At 60.1% G+C, this 17732-nt stretch carries 21 protein-coding genes; 12 read left to right on the top strand and 9 right to left on the bottom strand.

The annotated features are described in order from the left end of the window. Nucleotide 1: 1 nt before the first annotated feature. The 5 genes from HMPREF0326_RS17060 to ffh form a co-directional block, all read right to left on the bottom strand. Nucleotides 2–262 carry a hypothetical protein gene (locus HMPREF0326_RS17060; RefSeq protein WP_147568340.1) on the bottom strand — a complete coding sequence of 87 codons (261 nt, stop codon included), beginning with the start codon at nucleotides 260–262 and terminating at the stop codon, nucleotides 2–4. A 2-nt stretch (nucleotides 263–264) separates the two neighbouring features. Further along, nucleotides 265–792 (bottom strand): ribosome maturation factor RimM, encoded by a 528-nt coding sequence (rimM, locus tag HMPREF0326_RS13735; RefSeq protein ID WP_020990645.1) that lies wholly within the window; start codon nucleotides 790–792, stop codon nucleotides 265–267. A gap of 11 nt (nucleotides 793–803) precedes the next feature. Then, entirely contained in the window at nucleotides 804–1034 is a 231-nt protein-coding gene (locus HMPREF0326_RS13730) for a KH domain-containing protein (RefSeq protein ID WP_008685693.1), read from the bottom strand. Nucleotides 1035–1363: 329 nt separating this feature from the next. Further along, nucleotides 1364–1603, bottom strand: a complete 240-nt coding sequence (gene rpsP, locus HMPREF0326_RS13725) for a 30S ribosomal protein S16 (RefSeq protein ID WP_008685694.1) — start codon at nucleotides 1601–1603, stop codon at nucleotides 1364–1366. A 231-nt stretch (nucleotides 1604–1834) separates the two neighbouring features. Further along, nucleotides 1835–3355, bottom strand: coding sequence for a signal recognition particle protein (gene ffh, locus HMPREF0326_RS13720; RefSeq protein WP_008685695.1), 1521 nt, complete (start codon nucleotides 3353–3355; stop codon nucleotides 1835–1837). 938 nt (nucleotides 3356–4293) lie between these two features. Between ffh and HMPREF0326_RS13715 the strand changes: the two genes are divergently transcribed. Beyond that, nucleotides 4294–4638, top strand: a complete 345-nt coding sequence (locus tag HMPREF0326_RS13715; RefSeq protein WP_008685696.1) for a TIGR04076 family protein — start codon at nucleotides 4294–4296, stop codon at nucleotides 4636–4638. Between the two features lie 458 nt (nucleotides 4639–5096). Here the strand turns inward: HMPREF0326_RS13715 and HMPREF0326_RS13710 are convergent, their stop codons facing one another. The 3 genes from HMPREF0326_RS13710 to HMPREF0326_RS17050 form a co-directional block, all read right to left on the bottom strand. Next, nucleotides 5097–6671 carry an outer membrane homotrimeric porin gene (locus tag HMPREF0326_RS13710; RefSeq protein ID WP_008685697.1) on the bottom strand — a complete coding sequence of 525 codons (1575 nt, stop codon included), beginning with the start codon at nucleotides 6669–6671 and terminating at the stop codon, nucleotides 5097–5099. A 203-nt stretch (nucleotides 6672–6874) separates the two neighbouring features. Then, nucleotides 6875–7036, bottom strand: a complete 162-nt coding sequence (locus tag HMPREF0326_RS17055; RefSeq protein ID WP_020990644.1) for a hypothetical protein — start codon at nucleotides 7034–7036, stop codon at nucleotides 6875–6877. 73 nt (nucleotides 7037–7109) lie between these two features. Next, on the bottom strand, nucleotides 7110–7445 hold the full coding sequence (locus tag HMPREF0326_RS17050; RefSeq protein ID WP_147568339.1) for a hypothetical protein: 336 nt from the start codon (nucleotides 7443–7445) through the stop codon (nucleotides 7110–7112). A gap of 136 nt (nucleotides 7446–7581) precedes the next feature. Here HMPREF0326_RS17050 and guaB point away from each other — a divergent pair, with 136 nt between their 5' ends. From guaB to HMPREF0326_RS13670, 8 genes are all read left to right on the top strand, one after another. Then, nucleotides 7582–9039: an IMP dehydrogenase gene (guaB, locus tag HMPREF0326_RS13705; RefSeq protein WP_008685699.1), complete on the top strand. Its 1458-nt coding sequence runs from the start codon at nucleotides 7582–7584 to the stop codon at nucleotides 9037–9039. 22 nt (nucleotides 9040–9061) lie between these two features. Next, nucleotides 9062–10606 carry a glutamine-hydrolyzing GMP synthase gene (guaA, locus tag HMPREF0326_RS13700; protein ID WP_008685700.1) on the top strand — a complete coding sequence of 515 codons (1545 nt, stop codon included), beginning with the start codon at nucleotides 9062–9064 and terminating at the stop codon, nucleotides 10604–10606. Nucleotides 10607–10615: 9 nt separating this feature from the next. Next, a complete protein-coding gene (tatB, locus tag HMPREF0326_RS13695; protein WP_008685701.1) occupies nucleotides 10616–11173 on the top strand; it encodes a Sec-independent protein translocase protein TatB in 558 nt (185 codons plus the stop codon). Nucleotides 11174–11667: 494 nt separating this feature from the next. Then, the gene (gene tatC / locus HMPREF0326_RS17640) at nucleotides 11668–12441 is read left to right on the top strand and encodes a twin-arginine translocase subunit TatC (protein ID WP_008685703.1); all 774 of its coding nucleotides are present in this window, start codon (nucleotides 11668–11670) and stop codon (nucleotides 12439–12441) included. Next, complete coding sequence (gene hisB, locus HMPREF0326_RS13685) at nucleotides 12438–13037, top strand: imidazoleglycerol-phosphate dehydratase HisB (protein ID WP_008685704.1); 600 nt, start codon at nucleotides 12438–12440, stop codon at nucleotides 13035–13037. Before tatC ends, hisB begins: the two co-directional genes overlap by 4 nt. Beyond that, entirely contained in the window at nucleotides 13037–13693 is a 657-nt protein-coding gene (locus HMPREF0326_RS13680) for a hypothetical protein (protein WP_008685705.1), read from the top strand. The genes hisB and HMPREF0326_RS13680 overlap by 1 nt, the downstream gene beginning before the upstream one ends. Then, complete coding sequence (gene hisA / locus HMPREF0326_RS13675) at nucleotides 13690–14436, top strand: 1-(5-phosphoribosyl)-5-[(5-phosphoribosylamino)methylideneamino]imidazole-4-carboxamide isomerase (protein ID WP_008685706.1); 747 nt, start codon at nucleotides 13690–13692, stop codon at nucleotides 14434–14436. The genes HMPREF0326_RS13680 and hisA overlap by 4 nt, the downstream gene beginning before the upstream one ends. A 272-nt stretch (nucleotides 14437–14708) precedes the next feature. Next, nucleotides 14709–15473, top strand: coding sequence for a hypothetical protein (locus HMPREF0326_RS13670; RefSeq protein WP_008685707.1), 765 nt, complete (start codon nucleotides 14709–14711; stop codon nucleotides 15471–15473). Between the two features lie 106 nt (nucleotides 15474–15579). On the opposite strand, the gene HMPREF0326_RS17040 is transcribed toward HMPREF0326_RS13670, so the two are convergent. Beyond that, nucleotides 15580–15807 carry a hypothetical protein gene (locus tag HMPREF0326_RS17040; protein ID WP_156896234.1) on the bottom strand — a complete coding sequence of 76 codons (228 nt, stop codon included), beginning with the start codon at nucleotides 15805–15807 and terminating at the stop codon, nucleotides 15580–15582. A 108-nt stretch (nucleotides 15808–15915) separates the two neighbouring features. Here HMPREF0326_RS17040 and HMPREF0326_RS13665 point away from each other — a divergent pair, with 108 nt between their 5' ends. The 3 genes from HMPREF0326_RS13665 to HMPREF0326_RS13650 all read left to right on the top strand — a co-directional run bounded on the left by HMPREF0326_RS13665 (nucleotide 15916) and on the right by HMPREF0326_RS13650 (nucleotide 17732). Then, the gene (locus HMPREF0326_RS13665) at nucleotides 15916–16248 is read left to right on the top strand and encodes a hypothetical protein (protein ID WP_008685708.1); all 333 of its coding nucleotides are present in this window, start codon (nucleotides 15916–15918) and stop codon (nucleotides 16246–16248) included. Between the two features lie 258 nt (nucleotides 16249–16506). After that, the gene (locus HMPREF0326_RS13655) at nucleotides 16507–17040 is read left to right on the top strand and encodes a class I SAM-dependent methyltransferase (protein ID WP_020990641.1); all 534 of its coding nucleotides are present in this window, start codon (nucleotides 16507–16509) and stop codon (nucleotides 17038–17040) included. Then, complete coding sequence (locus HMPREF0326_RS13650; RefSeq protein WP_008685711.1) at nucleotides 17037–17732, top strand: DUF2786 domain-containing protein; 696 nt, start codon at nucleotides 17037–17039, stop codon at nucleotides 17730–17732. Before HMPREF0326_RS13655 ends, HMPREF0326_RS13650 begins: the two co-directional genes overlap by 4 nt.

Raw genomic sequence — 17732 nt, 5'->3', positions numbered from 1 at the left:
GTTAAGCGTCGCGGCGCGCCTTGGTCACGTAGGCGGCTACGCTCCACTGCGGCGCGCCGCTTGCTTGCCTTGCCGGCAAACAAAAACCCGGATGCCAAGGAAAAACAACGCGAAAAATCAGCAACAGTTTTTCAGCTAGAGCAATTTCACTTTGAAATTGCTCTGCTGACGCGAAGGCGGCAGTCGCCACGAAGTGGCGTGGATTCTGGTGAAAACCACATTTTTCGCCAGAATGCCAACTTTGAAATTTGTAAAATTTCAAAGTTAATCTGCTCTAAGATAAATTTCCAACAAACCTTCGGGCGGATCAATGGTCACGGTGCGGGCGTCCAGGTCAAAACCAACAATAAAACAGGGCTGGGCCGGAAAAAGAATTTCCTGGTCTTGTTCCGTGACGATAACCCAGATTTCCTGGTCCGCCGGATATTCCACATGGTCGAGGCGTCCCAGACGGCGGCCGTCTGGCAAGAACACCTCGCAGCCCAGCAGATCTTCCAGATAGGCCTCATCCTCGTCCGGCGGAGGCAGGCTGTCGCGCGACACCAGAATTTTCTGTCCGCGCAGGGCCTCAGCCGCCGTGCGGTCCGTCACGCCTTCCAGAAGAAGCAGAGGGCGGCCCTTGTGCCGGCGGCAGGACAGGGCCCGGACGAGCCGGGGCGGCTCATCCCCGGCCTGAAGCCAGAGCGGCGCGTCCAAAAGCAAGGGGGAGTCCGCATGCCAGTCGATGCAGATCTCCCCTTTAATACCGTGGGGCCGCGCCAGCGTGCCCATATGAATCAGCATATCCGCCATGGAAGCCGAAGCTACTCCAGAATTTCCAGAACCGTACGTTTCTTCGACTTGGTGGATGCCGCGCTCAAAATAGTGCGCATGGCGCGGGCCGTGCGCCCCTGCTTGCCGATGACCTTGCCCAAGTCTTCCTTGGAAACCTTGAGCTCCAGCACCGACGTCTGCTCGCCTTCCACTTCGCTGACCTGCACTTTTTCGGGATGATCCACCAGAGACTTGGCAATATATTCGATCAGAGCCTTCATCGCGTACCTCCCAAAGATACCTTGCTGCCCGCGGGCAGCGCGGGCAAGGATTAAATAACGCGCAACCTTCGGAGCAATCGGCAGCTATCCGTCCGTCTTTCCCGTGCCGCACTGTCCTCCGGGCTGGTCCCGCAACAGCATAACGCTTGCGGCAGGCGGTTCCCCGCCTTTCCACAAGGTTTTATAGAGCATTTCAATGTTGATCTGCTCTGGAGCAATTCAACTTTTTCAAAGCCGAACCGCCCGCAAGGAGTTGCAGGCAAATCCTTGCCGCGAGATGCTTCCCGGCGGGTTTGATCCGCCGCAAGCAAGCATCGCAAGCGTAAGATTTAGGACAGATGCGCTTTGATCAGCGCCCGCACGGTGTCCGTGGGTTCGGCGCCGCGCGCGAGCCATTCCTTAATTTTATCCGCGTCAAGTTTCACTTCCGCCGGATTGGTCATCGGGTTGTAGTAACCCAGCAATTGCAGCGGACGCCCGTCACGACGGGTCTCGTCATTGGCGGCCACCACCCGGTAGAAGGGGTGCTTTTTGCTGCCGAGACGGGTCAATTTCAACTTCACAGCCATGAGTCCAACTCCCTTTGGTTTTATGTTAGCGTCGCGCCCGTAAAAGGGCAAGAGGGAAACGCGATTTCCAAGGCCGCATAAGGCCCTGCGAAGCGTTGTTTAATGAGGATTTTTATTTTTTACCGAGAAAGGCCGATGCCGGGCGGAACGCAGTGTACCAGGACAACATAAGCTTCGCACGGGGTGAGCCTGACGCAGGCAAAAGGCAAAAAGCCCATTAAGCAACTTTCCCTATTTCTTTTTGCGCTTCTGGCGCTCTTTCTTTTTCCGCTTCTTGGCAGCGGCGGATTTCGCCCCTCCGGGCCGTCCGCCCGGCAGAGCCATGCCGTCCATTCCACCCATGCCCGGAAATCCGCCCATACCGGGCATGCCCATGCCGGGGGGCATCATGCCCGGCGGCATGCCGCGCGGCATTTTCGGCATGGCCGGACGGCCTCCCTTAGCGCCCTTGCCGCCCATCATGCCTTTCATCATCTGGCGCATCTGCTCAAACTGGCGCACCATCTGATTGACCTGGGCCACGGTCACGCCCGCGCCCTTGGCGATGCGCGCCCGGCGACTGCCGTTGAGGATATCCGGATTGCGGCGTTCCCGCATGGTCATGGAATTGATGATGGCCTCGGTGCGCGCCATCTCCTTTTCCGGCACCGCGCCGTTGGCCTCAGCCAGCTTTTCGCGCAGGCCGCCCAAGCCCGGAATCATTTTCAGAATGCTGTCCAGCGAACCCAATTTTTTTAGGCGGCGCATCTGGGTACGGAAATCTTCCAGGTCGAAGCTGGCCTTCTGCATCTTGCGGGCCAGGGCCTCGGCCTCTTCGGCGTCAATGGTGGACTGGGCCTTTTCCACCAGGGTGAGCACGTCGCCCATGCCCAGAATTCGCCCGGCGATACGGTCGGGATGGAAGACCTCCATCTCCGATAATTTTTCGCCCACGCCCACGAATTTCACGGGCGCGCCGGTCACCGAACGGATGGACAGGGCCGCGCCGCCGCGCGCGTCGCCGTCCATCTTGGTCAGCACAACGCCGGTCAGGCCCAGGCGCTCATTGAAAGCCTCGGCCACGGTCACGGCGTCCTGGCCGGTCATGGCGTCGGCCACGAACAAGATTTCCTGCGGCTGCACAGCCGCCTTGATGGCCGAAAGCTCTTCCATCAGGGGTTCGTCCACGTGGAGGCGGCCGGCCGTGTCCAGCAGCAGCACAGTGGCCTGCTCCTCACGGGCCTGAGCCAAGGCCGCCGTGGCGATGTCCACGGGCTTCATCTCCGTGGTGGAGGGAAAGCAGGGCATGTCGAGCTGCTTGGCCAGCACCGTGAGCTGGTCGATGGCCGCCGGGCGGTAGACGTCCGCGGGGACCAGATAGGGCCGCATTTTCTGCCTGCGCAGCAGATTGGCTATCTTGCCCGCCGAGGTGGTCTTGCCCGAGCCCTGAAGGCCCACCAGCATGATCACCGCCGGTTCGCGGCCCTGCAGGTTGAGCCCCGTGGTTTCGCCGCCCAGCAGAGAAACCAGCTCGTCATGGACGATTTTAACCACCTGCTGGGCCGGGCTCACGCCTTTGAGCGTTTCCTGCCCCAGGCACTTTTCGCGCACGCTTTCCACAAAGTCTTTGACGACCTTGAAGTTGACGTCCGCCTCCAGGAGCGCCAGCCGCACTTCGCGCAGGCCGGCCTGCACGTTTTCCTCGGTGAGCTGGCCGCGCCCGCCGAAAGAGCGGAATACGCCGGAAAGTCTGTCGGAAAGGCTCTCGAACATGAAGACCCCGCATCCGCCGCCGCGCCCCTGTAGGGGACGGCAGCCACAAAGCGTCTGTTTTCGCGCCGCGACACGCGGACGAAGTGGAGATTCATAGGCTGTTTGCGGCGCTTCGTCAAGTCAGGGAGCGCGGCGTTGCAGGGTCCTTCCGTTCTCCGCTTGTATGAATAATTATTTTGTATTTATAGTAGGTTAGCGTTCAAAAGCAATTATTTTATGGGCTTGTTATACGAATGAGGTATTTCGAGCCCTGCGGGCACGGCTTTTTTCGCCACGTTGTGGCTTGGGCCGCCTCCGGCGCGGGCAGGGGGTCAGGGGCTGCCGCCCCTCGCCCCCCTTGCAACCCCTATACCCCGCTTGGGTTTTCCAGCGCTGTAGGTTTCCGAGGGCAGCGCGGCGTTTGCTGCGGGAGCTTCCTTCGCTACGCTCAGGCGATATCGCTGCTGTCTTCATCCGTAAGGCGGCCTTGCCGCCAACGGCTGAAGCCTCCCTTCGCGCCGCGCAATTGCCATTGACGGCTGGGCTTCGAGTCAAAACTCCGTCCGCTGCCGAAAATTGACGCGCGGCGATTTCGGGGCGCAGCGAGCCCCGCGAGCAAGACCCGTGGGACGCCGCGTCAACGCGCTACAACGCAGAGCAGGGGCAGGGGGTTGCAGGGGGCCTGGGGACAGCCGTCCCCGGCCCCCTGCCGCGCGCCGCGCGCTTTAGCCGTAGGCGAGCTTGCGAGCCGTACGGATAAAGACAGCAACGATAGGCGGCCCAAACGCCGGAAGGCGTAAAATCTCCATGCCCGCAGGGCAGAATAAAACAACAGACGGAGAACAGAATGACCCTGACGCGGCGTTGACAGCCTCCGGCACGGCGTCTATTTTTCAGATAAAGCCGTATGCGGCTTAGCCCCACCAACGCTTGCACCCGCTCGATGCACGGAGACAATAATGAACAAGGTAAAAATCACGGTTCTGAAAACCACCTTTGACGCGGAACTTGCCGCCCAATACGGGGCGGAAGGCCTGGACGCCTGTCCCATGCACAGGGAAGGACAGGTCTTTTACGCCGACTACGCCAAGCCGGAAGGCTTCTGTGACGAGGCCTGGAAAGCCGTCTATCAGTATGCCTTCGCCCTGGCCCACGGCGCGGGCAAGGGCGTCTTTTATTACGGCGACTGGATCAGAACGCCGGGCGTGGCCATCTGTAGCTGCAACGACGGCCTGCGCCCGGTCATCTTCAAGCTGGAAGCCACGGACGAGGTTTCGAGCATTGCGTACACGCCGGTGCGGTAAGGCTCGGCCGCGGCGCTGAAACAGCAAAAACCCCGCGCGCGCCCAAGAGGAAGGAACCAGACGGGCGCGGGCGGGGCCGCCGACTCAAAGGGACCACCCCTCTGATGGGACGTCGGCTGCCGGGGAGGGGCGCACGCCCCTCCCCGAATTTTTGTCCGTTGCCGGACGAAACGAGGCTTAGAGCATTTTCACTTTGAAATTGCTCTAACGCCGCACACGGTGCGGCGCGCCGCGAAGACCGACCCGACGGGCGGCCCGTAGGGCCGTGCCTGTAGCCCAAAGGGAGTACAAGCATTGAGAGCAACGCGGCGTGGATTCCGGCGAAGCGACCGAAGGCAGCCCGAAGGGCTGTCCCCGTTGGCGACAACGGAGCCATACGGGGATCGACAGCAACGATAACCACGTTTTTTGCCGGAATGCCGACTTTGAAATTTGTAAAATTTCAAAGCTAATCTGCTCTAGAAGCTGTAGCCAAAGACCAGTTGCGCCTTCCACATATCCTGCTTTTCAAAGCTGGTGTTGCGCTGGCCAGCCTTCTTCCAGGTGTCGTTGTCCATGAAGTTGGCAACGTAGCCCAGATCAAGATACACATTGAAGTTTTCGTACATCTTGTATTCGTTGACCAGATTGAATTCCAGCAAACCGTCATTGGTGGTCAGATACGGACCATCATAGTTGCCCCGGCCATCGTCCCACGCATATGATGTTGCCATATACTTGACGGCGGAGGTGCTGTTGGTGCCGCCCCAGTAGGCCACGCGGAAGGTGTGCTTGAGGTCTTCCACAAAGCTCATGTCGCGGATCTGCAGACCGATGCCCCACGTACCCGCATAGCTCAGCGCTCCCATGTCGTTGCCGCCGGCACCACCCCAGGAATAAGGGCCGCCGTCACCCAGGAAGGAGGTGAAATTGCCGTAAGGCGCGATGGAAGGCATACGCTCAGAACCGTTTTTGGGGTTGCCGTCGTCGCCCGAACCGTACCAGCCGAAGATACCGGGCACGCCCCAGTCCATCTTGTATTCCACCAGAGCCTTGGCCAACCAGCCCTGGCGTTCGGTGCTGCTGCGTTTACTGGCCATGGGCACATCGTTGTAACCGCCCTTCCAGGCTGTATAACGCCCCATAGACTCCACATAGCCGTAGTTAATATCCACTTCGATATTCAAGGGATCCCAGGCAGTGATAGCGAAAGGCAGGCCAGCCCAGAACATGGAACCGTACGCTTTACCGGTACCGCCTAGATTTCCCGGATAGCCGTTGAGACCGGCATAAGGTGCCAGTGTGTAATAGGGATTACCGTCGGCGAAACCATTTTTATAGGCGTTGAACTTGTCCGTATTTTTCCCCTTCATGCCATACATGGCCCAGGGAGTGATTTCAAAACCGTCCAGCGTCACCGGGACCATCAGACCAAAAAGATCCATGTTATCCAAATAATTATCAGGATCAGAACCCCATACACGCGACGTCCCATCGCTGTTCTTCGTCTCCTGGCTGTAGTTGTCATTGAACGGACGCATCCAGAGAGCGGTCAGACCCAGATTCTCGTTGAACTGATAGGAGGCCACCACGCCCGCCACAGGGGCATCCATAACTGCGGTACCGCCAGCCTTGTTGGGCAGAATGACCTCATGCAGGCCCATGCGCACCTTGAGATCGGTCTGCGGCACCATCCAGTCGATATAAGCCTGGCGTACCCCGATCTGATTCGCCCCGTCGGCCCCCAACGCGGCACCCTTGTCGGCCTTGCCCCACGGCTGGTTGCCGATTTGGAACTGCACTGTACCGGACAAAGACTCGGAGGCCACAGCCTCCAGTTGCAGACGGATACGTTGAGTCGCATTAAATGTATCACTGGTGTTCTTTTTGATTTTTTCACCGGCACGATTGCGATAATGGCTCATAAGATTCTTGTCGCCCACGCCGAAACCCATCAGCCACTGCCCCTTGGCCTTGAAATCGATGGCCGACGCGCCCGAGGCCGCGCCCAGCAGCATGCCCGCCGCCAGCAGAACTGTCAGAATCTTCTTCATCTTCCGCCTTCCTTCTCGTTATAATTGCCGGGCCAGCCCGGAGATTCTCCGCGCCCCATGCGCAAGAGAAAAATGTTGCCGCGCCTTCCGGCGCGCGCAGACGCCGCCGGAAAACGCGAAAAGCCCGAAAACACGCCGCACAGGACGCGCTTCCGGGCCGAAATGTCGGGTCAACCGCCGCAACGGTTGAAAATTACACTTACTTAATAAAGAGAGAGAGAGAGAGAGAGAGAGAGAGAGAGAGCAGCCGGACAGGCGAAAGAGCGGGCGGCGTCCGCCGCGAGCACGGCACGGCCCAAGACGCCGGACACGGCGTACAGGCAGGTGCTGCGGGAGGAAATAGGCTGCTGCATAGTTATCCGCATGAATGTATCCATTTTTTGTAAAAATTTTTATACCAGACCTCGACAAAAGGCAAGGAAAAATTCAGCCCGCCGGTTAGGCACGCGGGCGCGGGCCATCCCGTCCGGGCAGGGCTGAAACGCGGGGCAGACGAATGAATGCCTCAATCGTCGGATATTCCTTTGCTTTCAGCAGCGTGTCTTCCTTCCTCATTCCCGCGAACGCAGCCGACGCAGTCGGCAAGTGAGCGGGGGGCTGGTTTTGCGGGAATTTTGCAAAATTGGCGATTTTTTCGTGCGGGCAAGGCAGCGGCGCGTTTTTGCGCGGAACATACTCACGTATGTGAGCAGCAAAAACGCGCCGATAACGCCGCCCGCGCGGAAAAGGCGGATTTTGCAAAATAACCGCAAAGGTACAACAAGGCTGGCGCAAGAGTATTTTTCTCTTTCGCTCTATTCATTCGATTGCCCTGATCCGGACGCGCGACCCTCATTGACAGAGGCCCCGCAAGCGGATAAGATAATTTGCTAAAGTTTATGCAATTATTTTAGCCCATTACGAGGAAGTCATGTTCACCAATCGCGGCAAGGCGCTGACCTTTGACGACATTCTGCTGATTCCCGGCTATTCCGAAGTAACCCCCGACGCCGTTGACATCACGACTTGGCTCACGCCCTCCATCCCCCTGCGCATCCCCCTGCTCTCCGCCGCCATGGACACCGTGACGGAATCGGCCATGGCAATTTCCATGGCCCGCATGGGCGGCATCGGCATCATCCACAAGAATATGCCCGTGGATCGCCAGCGCCTGGAAGTGGAACGGGTGAAAAAGAGCGAAAGCGGCATGATCCTGGACCCGGTGACCATTTCACCGCGCAATTCCGTGCAGGAAGCCCTGGATCTGATGTCCGACTTCCGCGTTTCGGGCCTGCCGGTGGTGGACGGCGAACGCCTGGTGGGCATCCTGACCAACCGCGACGTGCGCTTTGTGGAAGACGCCCAGGCCGTGCGCGTGGCCGACGTGATGACCAGCGACAAGCTGATCACCGTGCCCATGGGCACCTCCCTGGCCGAGGCCAAGCGCCATCTGCACGAGCACCGCATCGAAAAACTGCTGGTGGTGGATGAAAACAAACGCCTGCGCGGCCTCATCACCATGAAGGACATCGACAAGGTCCAGAAATATCCCAACGCCTGCAAGGACGCCAACGGCCGCCTGCGCGTGGGCGCGGCCATCGGCATCGGCAAGGATTCCGAAGCCAGGGCGGAACAGCTGCTGGAAGCCGGGGCCGACGTGCTGGTGCTGGACTCGGCCCACGGCCATTCGGTCAACGTGCTCAACGCCATCCGCCAGGTCAAGTCGAGCTTCCCCAACTGCCAGCTCATCGCGGGCAACGTGGCCACCTATGAAGGCGCGCGCGCCATTCTGGAAGCCGGGGCCGACAGCGTGAAAGTGGGCATCGGGCCCGGCTCCATCTGCACCACCCGCATCGTGGCGGGCGTGGGCGTGCCCCAGGTCACGGCGGTCACGGACGGCAGCCGCGCCGCGCGCGAAATGGACCGCTGCTGCGTGGCCGACGGCGGCATCAAGTTCTCCGGCGACATCGTCAAGGCCCTGGTGGTGGGCGCGCACTCGGTGATGATCGGCTCCCTTTTCGCCGGTACCGAGGAAAGCCCGGGCGAAACCATTCTCTACCAGGGCCGCACCTACAAGATTTATCGCGGCATGGGCTCCATCGACGCCATGAAGGAAGGCAGCTCGGACCGTTACTTCCAGGAAAAGACCAAAAAGCTGGTGCCCGAAGGCATTGTGGGCCGCGTGCCCTACCGGGGCCCGGTCATGGATGCCGTGTACCAGCTCATGGGCGGCCTGCGTTCGGGCATGGGCTATGTGGGAGCCAAGACTCTGGACGACCTTTTCCAGAATACCACCTTCTGCGAGATTTCCGCCGCCGGTCTGCGCGAAAGCCATGTGCACGACGTGGTCATCACCAAGGAAGCGCCCAACTACCGCATCGAGAACTAGCCCGCAAGGGCGAGGATGGAACATGCCGCACAGCAAAGTCATTATCATCGACTACGGCTCCCAGGTCACCCAGCTCATTGCCCGCCGCGTGCGCGAGGCCGGGGTCTATTCCGAAATCCATTCCTGTGTGACCACCGCCGCGCAGGTGGCGGAAATGCATCCCTCGGCCCTGATTCTTTCCGGCGGACCGGCCAGCGTGGGCGAAGCCGACGCCCCGGCCCTGGATCCGGGCTTTCTGGAACTGGGCGTACCGGTGCTGGGCATCTGCTACGGCATGCAGCTTCTGGCTCAGAACATGGGCGGGCAACTGGCCCAGTCCCTGACGCGGGAATACGGCCCGGCGGAACTGACCTTCAGCGCGCCCTGCGCGCTCTGGGACGGCCTGGACGCCCGGAACCCTTCCAGGGTCTGGATGAGCCACGGCGACAAGGTGCTGGCCCCGCCGCCGGGCTTCGCGGTGACGGGACGCACGCCCACCCTGGACGTGGCGGCCATGGCCGACGAAAAACGCGGAATCTACGCCGTGCAGTTCCATCCCGAAGTGCACCACAGCGTGGACGGCGAGCGCGTTCTGCAAAATTTCCTGTTCAAGGTGGCGCATATCACGCCGGACTGGACCATGTCCTCCTTTGTGGAGCGCGTGGTCAAGGAAATGGCCGAACAGGTGGGCGACAGGCATGTGGTCTGCGCCCTGTCCGGCGGCATCGACTCCACGGTGGTGGCGGTTCTGCTGCACCGGGCCATCGGCAAGCGCCTGCATTGCATTTTTGTGGACAACGGCCTGTTGCGCCTGAACGAAGGCGAGGAAGTGGTCAATTACCTGCGCGAGCACTTTGATCTCAATCTCGATTTCGTGCAGGCCCAGGAGCTCTTCCTCTCCCGCCTCAAGGGCGTGGAAGACCCGGAGAAAAAACGCAAGATCATCGGCCACACCTTTATTGAAATCTTCGACGAGGAAGCCAAAAAACTGCCCCAGGTGGACTTTCTGGCCCAGGGCACGCTGTACCCCGACGTCATTGAATCCGTCTCGCACAAGGGCCCCAGCGCGGTGATCAAAAGCCACCACAATGTGGGCGGCCTGCCCGATACCATGAAGCTCAAGCTCATCGAACCGCTGCGCGAACTCTTCAAGGATGAAGTGCGCAAAGTAGCGGCGGAGCTGGGCATGCCCGACTCCATTGTCTGGCGGCACCCCTTCCCCGGTCCGGGGCTGGCAATCCGGGTGCTGGGCGAAATCACCGAGGAACGCCTGGGCATCCTGCGCCTGGCCGACAGGATCGTGCAGGAGGAACTGCGCGAATCCGGCTGGTACCGCAAAGTCTGGCAGGGCTTCGCGGTGCTGCTGCCGCTCAAGACCGTGGGCGTCATGGGCGACGGCCGCACCTACGAGCACGTCATCGCCCTGCGCGTGGTGGACAGCGTGGACGCCATGACCGCTGACTGGGCCCGCCTGCCCGCGGATCTCATCGCGCGCATGTCCGGCCGGATCATCAATGAGGTTAAGGGCGTCAACCGCGTGGTTTACGATGTTTCCTCCAAGCCGCCCAGCACCATTGAGTGGGAATAAGGAGGCTCTATGTTCGGCATAGGCAGCACGGAACTTCTGGTCATCCTGGTGGTGGCGCTGATTGTGCTGGGGCCCAAAAGCCTCGCCAGCATCTCGCGCACCCTGGGCAAGGCCATGGGAGAATTCCGGCGCGTTTCCACGGACTTTCAGCGCACGCTCAATGCCGAGGTAGCGCAGGAAGAGGACGAAGAGCGCCGCAAAAAGGCGGCGGAAAAAGCCGCCAAAACAGCGACCGAGGCTGAAGCGGCCAAGGCCGCCAGGCAGGAGCGCACTGCGTCCGGCGAAGGAACGCCGACGGAAGAAGCAACTGCCCCGGAAACCTCCGGCACGGAAGCCGCGACGGTTCAGGCTGAAACAAAGGCTCCCTCCGCGGCCACGGCAACCCCGGCTCCGGAAGCTTCTGAAACCGGCCCCACCATCGACGTGACGCCCGCGCCGCCGGAGCCACCGGCGGGCAGCCCTCTGGCCGAAGCCCTGGCCAGGACCAAAGCCGAAGCCGAGAGCGGAGCCGCCGCGCCCAAAGCCGACAATGCCGTTCCGGCCCCTGACAACGGCGGCAAGGCATGAGCGGCCCGGAAGACAAGCTGCGCGCCCCGGAAGCCGTAGTGGAAAGCGACGCCCCCGCTGTTCCTGCGGACGCTGCCGCCACGACTGACAGGCCCTCGGGGTCTGAAAGCGGCACGGCGGCCGTAAGCCCGGCTGAACACGCGGAAAAATCCGGCCCGGAGAACGAAACGGGCGCCGCGGATTTCGCGGATTTTGAAAGTTCCACGTTTTCCGGGCCCGAATGGCAACCCGACGCGCCCGCCACCGAAACCAATCATACGGGCGGCGCTGACGCGCCGTCTCCGGACGTGGCCGCCCAACTGGCCGCCGAGCTGGCCCATACGGCGGAGCCCAATGCCGCCGCTGCCGACGGCATGAACGGCGCGCCGCCGCTGCCGCCCTCCCCTCCCACGGACACGCCCGCCGGATCCCCCGCTGAACCGCCCGCGCCCAGGCCGGACGGCAGCCCGGCCCCGGCAGAAGGCGGAGAGGGCGAGGAAGCCGCGGGCAAACCCATGAGCCTCATGGATCATCTGGGCGAATTGCGCGTGCGCCTGGTGCGTTGCTGCATTGCCGTGGGCCTGGGTTTTCTGGCCTGCTGGGCCGTGGTGGACCCCATTTTCAACGCCTTGGTGGACCCGCTGCTGGCCGTTCTGCCCAAGGGTTCACACGCCATCTACACCACCCTGCCCGAAGGCTTTTTCACCCGCATGTACATCGCCTTCGTGGCCGGTGTCTTTGTGGCAAGCCCGGTCATTTTCTATCAGGTCTGGTCTTTTATCGCGCCCGGCCTGTATGAAGAGGAAAAACGCTACATCATCCCGGTGGCCGTGCTTTCGGCCCTGTTTTTCATGGCCGGCGGCGCGTTCTGTTATTTCGTGGTCTTTCCCTATGCCTTCAGCTTTTTTGTGAGCTTCGCCACGGAAAGCATCGTGGCCATGCCCAAGGTCAGCGATTACCTGGGCTTTGTGCTCAAACTGATTCTGGCCTTCGGCCTGATCTTTGAAATGCCGCTGTTCGCCTTTTTCCTCGCGCGCATGGGCCTGATCACCGCGACCATGATGCGCAAGGCCCGGCGTTACGCCATCCTGGCCATCTTCGTGGTGGCCGCCATCCTGACCCCGCCGGACGTGGTTTCGCAACTCCTGATGGCCTGCCCCATGCTGGTGCTCTATGAACTGAGTATTCTGGTGGCAGCCACGTTCGGACGCAAAAAGACAAAACCCGAGTCCGAGGAAAACGCCGAAAACCAGGCTGAAAGCGATGAAAAAAACGCGGAGGAAGCATGAGCGCGCACGCCCCGCGTGAAGCCGCGCAAGAGCGGCACAGCGCGGAAACCCGCATCAGCCTGAGCCTGAATCTGGACGGCGAGGGCAAGACCCGGATCCAAACCGGTTTCGGCCTGCTGGACCACATGCTGACCCTGAGCATGTTCTGGGCGGGCATGGACTTGCAGCTCTCCTGCCAGGGAGACCTGGACGTGGACGCCCACCACAGCGTGGAAGACGTGGGCCTGACCTTGGGCCGCGCCCTGCTGGAAGCCCTGGGCGACAGGGCGGGCATCGCCCGCGTGGGCTACGGCCGCGTGCCCATGGACGAGGCGCTCAGCGAAGTTACAGTGGATCTTTCCGGCCGCCCCTGGCTGGAATGGCGCGGCGACGAGCTGCTGCCGCCGGTCATGGCCGGAGAGGAAAAAGACCTCTGGCGTGAATTTTACAAAGCTCTGGCAAGCAGCGCCCGCTGCAATCTGCACATTGCCTTTTTATACGGCAAAAACGGCCACCATCTGCTGGAATCGGCCGCCAAAGGCTTGGGCCTGGCCCTGCGCCAGGCCGTGCAGCGCCAGGGCACAACCATCAGAAGCACCAAGGGAGGCCTTGATTAATGCGTACTCGCCTGCATATATCGTTGTTGATTCTGCTTTGCCTGGTCCTGGCCGTTTCCTGCGCCAGGCGGCCGCGCAGCACGGCCGAGGTGCCGCGCTCCATTTCCTCCACCTACAAAATCTCCGTGGCGCCCTTTACCCAGCCCACCAACGCCAGCCAGCTCATTGTGGGCCGCATCCCTGAAGACCAGGGCCGCATTCCCGCCGATATGCTGTCGGCTCTGGACATGAAACTGCGCGAAGTGCTGATCAGCGGCACCAAACGCCAGTATACCTTCATTGCCCGCCAGAATCTGCCGCCGGATCTGACCACCTTTCACAGTTCCGAGCAGCCCCAGGCCCTGCCCCTCTGGGTGGCCTACGGCAAAAAGCAGGGCGCGCAGTTGCTGCTGATCCCCCAGGTGCTGGACTGGCACCAGCGCGAAGGCTCCAAGGCGGGCGTTACCGAGTCGGCCCACGTGCGCGTGGAGTTCTTTTTACTCAAGGTGGACGACGGCTCGCTGATGAACCGCTCCATCTTTGAGGAAAAGCAAGTGGGCCTGACGGAAAACCTGCTCACTGTGGGTTCTTTCTTCAAGCGCCGCGGCACCTGGGTCACGGCCGAAGACCTCACCGTGGACGGCATGCGCAAAGCGGTCAAGGATCTGGGCTTATGATCATTTTCCCGGCGGTGGATATTCAGAACGGCAAGGCCGTGCGCCTCAAGCAGGGCCGCGCCCAGGACTCCACGGTTTTCGCCGAGGATCCGGTGGAGGCGGCCCGCACCTGGCAGGCGCGCGGCGCGCGCTGGCTGCATGTGGTGGACCTGGACGGCGCGTTTGACGGCGCGGCGCAGAGCCGGGCCATTGTGCAGCGCATCTGCCGGGAGCTCAGCATTCCCGTGCAACTGGGCGGCGGCATCCGCGACGAGGCCACGGCCAGCGCCTATCTGGAGGCCGGGGTGACCCGCCTGATCATCGGCACCTTGGCCTTGGAGCAGCCCGAACTGTTCGCCCGCCTCTGCCGCGCCTTTCCCGGCCGAATCGGCGTCTCGCTGGACGCCGAGGCCGGACGCCTTAAAAGCCGGGGCTGGGTGGCGGACACCGGCCTGACTGTGGACGACGTGCTGCCCCGGCTTCAGGACGACGGCGCGGCCTTCATCATCTATACGGACATTGAGCGCGACGGCATGCAGAGCGGCGTCAATCTGGCCGCCCTGAGCCATTTGGCCCATACCGCCCGCGTGCCGGTCATCGCCGCGGGCGGCGTCGCCACGCTGGAAGACGTGCGGAAACTCTATCCCCTGAGCCGCGACAGCCGTTTGGCCGGTGCCGTCAGCGGCCGCGCCCTGTACGCGGGCACGTTGCACCTGGAAGAAGCCAACGCCTGGATCGACACCCAGGAGGCGACGGCAACCTAGAGCATTTCAACGTTGAAATGCTTTAATGCCGAACACGGTGAGGCACGCCGCGAAGGCCGACCCGACGGGCGGCCCGTAGGGCCGTGCCGGTAGCCCAAAGGGCGTACAGGCATTGAGAGCGACGCGGCGTGGATTCCGGAAAAGCGACCGAAGGCAGCCCGAAGGGCTGTCCCCGTTATACGGGGGTCGACAGCAGCGATAATCGCGCCCTTTGACGGAATGAACCCTTTGAAACGCAAAGCCTTTCAAAGGTAATCTGCTCTGAGCCAGTTATGCGCATCTTCTTTCTGCTTCTGCAGGCATTTATTCTGATGACGCTGGGAGCGGCCGTCGCCTCCCTGCTCAACGAATTCGCCCTGCACATCGGCGGCGCGACGTCTCAGGCCCTGATTCTTTTATGCCTGCTGGCCGATGGAGGCGTGCTGTTCAGCGGCCCTTTTGTCGCGCTGGCGGCGGCCATGTTCATTTTTCTGCTGCTCTCGGGCTACCGTATGCTGCGCTGGACGCGCTGGCTCGGCGTCGCCCTTAATCTCGGGCTGATCTGGCTCGGCCTGCGCTGGGATTTCCCGCCGTTTCTGATCAGCTATTTCGCCTGCAACTGCCTTATGCTGGCACTGGTGCCGACGCGTCCGAACATGACCCTCACCCTGCGCTGGGGAGGCCTGCTCCTCGACGGCCTCTGGGGCCTTCTGGTTCTGCTCTGTCTGTTGACGGACCCGCCGGGCGCTGCGCCGCTCACTCTGGCCTGCGTGCTGCCGCTTGTGTTCCTGTTCCGGGCCAATCAGAAAGCCGCGCAACGCCTGGCTGCCGACGGCGTTTACCGTCCGGCTCTGAAAACCTTTGCCGTCACCGCCCTGATCACTCTGGCTCTTGCCCTTCTGGTGCCTTTGCTCGCCCCCTTCGCGGGCTTGAGCTGCCTCTTTTTGTTTTTCTGCATGGAAATGCAATATCTGCACCCCAATACACCTCCTTCGGATAAAAGCAGGCGCGCCTTGCTGGTCCGCCTGCTGGGACGCATGCCCGCCGCAACGGCCTGAGCGTCGGTAAAATCCACTGGCCGGAGGATCATGCAGACGGCCTGACCGGCCAAGGCAGGGCAGACGCATCTAATTTCAGCTTTTGCTGACCTCTTGTTTGACGAGATTATCCGTCAAAACCAGCCTTTTTGGCGCTGGCGGCGTCATCTGGCGCTTTTTGCTGCTCATGTACTTGAGTACATTCCGCGCAAAAAGCACCATTTTCCTTGCCAGTGACGACAACAAAATAGAAATACGGGGAAATATTAAATAAAAAATGGGGGTTATGCCGACGTGGCATAACCCCCATTTTTGCTTTTGCTAAGTTCTTGATAATTTCTGGCGATATTAGCATAACATGATGAAATTATTGACATTACTACAAGAATAGTCATAAAAATTTTACTTGACAAACGATTTTTGAGGGAATGGTCAAAATTTTTTGAGGTGAAGGGAGACGGCCATGCTGGAAAAGCAATCCGCTACGAGTGAAAAGCCTTTAGGTTATCGTGATCGTCTGGATCGCTACAGCCAGTGTTTCAATCATATACAGGCTGCCCAAAAGATCCTTGAGGGTATCCTGCAAGAGGAGCGGAAAGAGAAAGATAGTATAGCGCAGGCAGATGTTCAAAATATTGAAAAAGCGCTCTCTCTGTTTCGTGAAATTGACAGCTATATTACTCCAGCTCACTTCAATTGCTGGTGTTCTGCCGAGGAAGATGAATTCTGTGACCACGCGGATGCCTTCAGGGAAAGCGATATGGTGCAAACCGCCCGCCGGGCCGTGGAGGAATGATGTCTGTACTCGACCTTGTGCTGACTCATCACTGGTACGATAAAATATCTACGGGCCAAAAACGTCATGAATACCGGGAAATCAAGCCGTACTGGACACGGCGGCTGTTCGCCAAGTCATACGACACAGTGCGGTTCAGGCGCGGATATACTAGCACAACGATGGATTTTGAATTGATGAGCATTGAGGAAACCGCCGAACCAAATGACCTTAATTCCCCCCGCTGCTACTGCCTGACGTTGGGGAAGAGACTCAGCCATGACGGAAAAGCAGTCTGAAAGCATCGCCAAGCCTTTGGGCTATCTACCGCAGATTCTTGATCCCTGCTGCGGCGGTCGCATGTTTTACTTTGACAAGCATGATCCCCGCGTACTGTGCAGCGACATCCGCCGGGAAGAGCATGTGCTTTGTGACGGTCGCATATTCACGGTCTCCCCGGACTCCATCGCCGATTTTAGGGTGCTTCCCCACCCTGACGACTCTTTTCATCTGGTGGTCTTTGACCCCCCGCACCTTGATCGGTGTGGACCTCGGTCCTGGCAAAGGAAAAAATACGGAAAGCTGACAAAGGGCACATGGCGTGAGGATCTGGCTGCCGGTTTTTCGGAGTGCTGGCGGGTACTCAAGCCAGGCGGGACTCTGATTTTCAAATGGGCTGAAACGCAAATCAGCGTGCACCAAGTCCTGGCGTGCTTTCCGCAACGCCCGATTTTTGGGCACACGACCACGGCGAATCTCAAAACGCATTGGATGGTATTTTACAAGATTGCGCCTGAAGGGATTCAGTCATGACAGAAAAGCAGACTGAAATCATTAAGAAGGTAAAAAAGCTTCTGCGGCTTGCCGCCAACTCTCCTTTTGAGAGCGAGGCGCAGGCTGCCGCCGCAAAGGCTCAGGAGCTTCTGTGCGAGTATCATCTGACAATGTCTGACATGGGTGATCTGAATGAGGAGTATGACTGCGACGAAAGCGAATATTATGTCCTGCGCACGGGTTATATTCCCACGCACATCAAATTTCTGGTGCTAGCCATTGAACAGAATTTCAGCGTAGAGGGCATATTCTCTCCTGTAAGCAAGTTCAGCAGGGCAGTAAGTTTTGTGGGAACAGTGCCAGATTGTCATATTGCCCGGCAGCTCTTTGAATTTTTGATGGAATTTGCATCGCGCAAGGCCCGTGAACATGGATTCGCGGGAGCCAGACGCTCGGCGTTCCTTCAAGGGTTTTCGCTGACGGTATATGAGCGCCTGAGAAAGCAGGCCCAGGATCGTCAGCAAAAGATAGTCCAGGAAAAAGCTCTCGTTCAGTCCCGCCAGGGCGCAGTAGAGGCTTATCTCCGGCAAAAATATGACATTTCCTGGGCGCGTGCCTGTAAAGCAAGCAGCGACCAAGCCAGTATACGGGCTGGCTACCGCGAAGGAGAGACTGTCAGTCTGGACCGCCCGATAGACGAATCCGGTATGGTTCTGAGTATAGGGGCCTGA

Origin of the sequence: Desulfovibrio sp. 3_1_syn3 (assembly GCF_000145315.2) — a bacterium.
GTDB lineage: Bacteria > Desulfobacterota > Desulfovibrionia > Desulfovibrionales > Desulfovibrionaceae > Desulfovibrio > Desulfovibrio fairfieldensis.
This window is presented reverse-complemented; position numbering and strand designations above follow the sequence as displayed.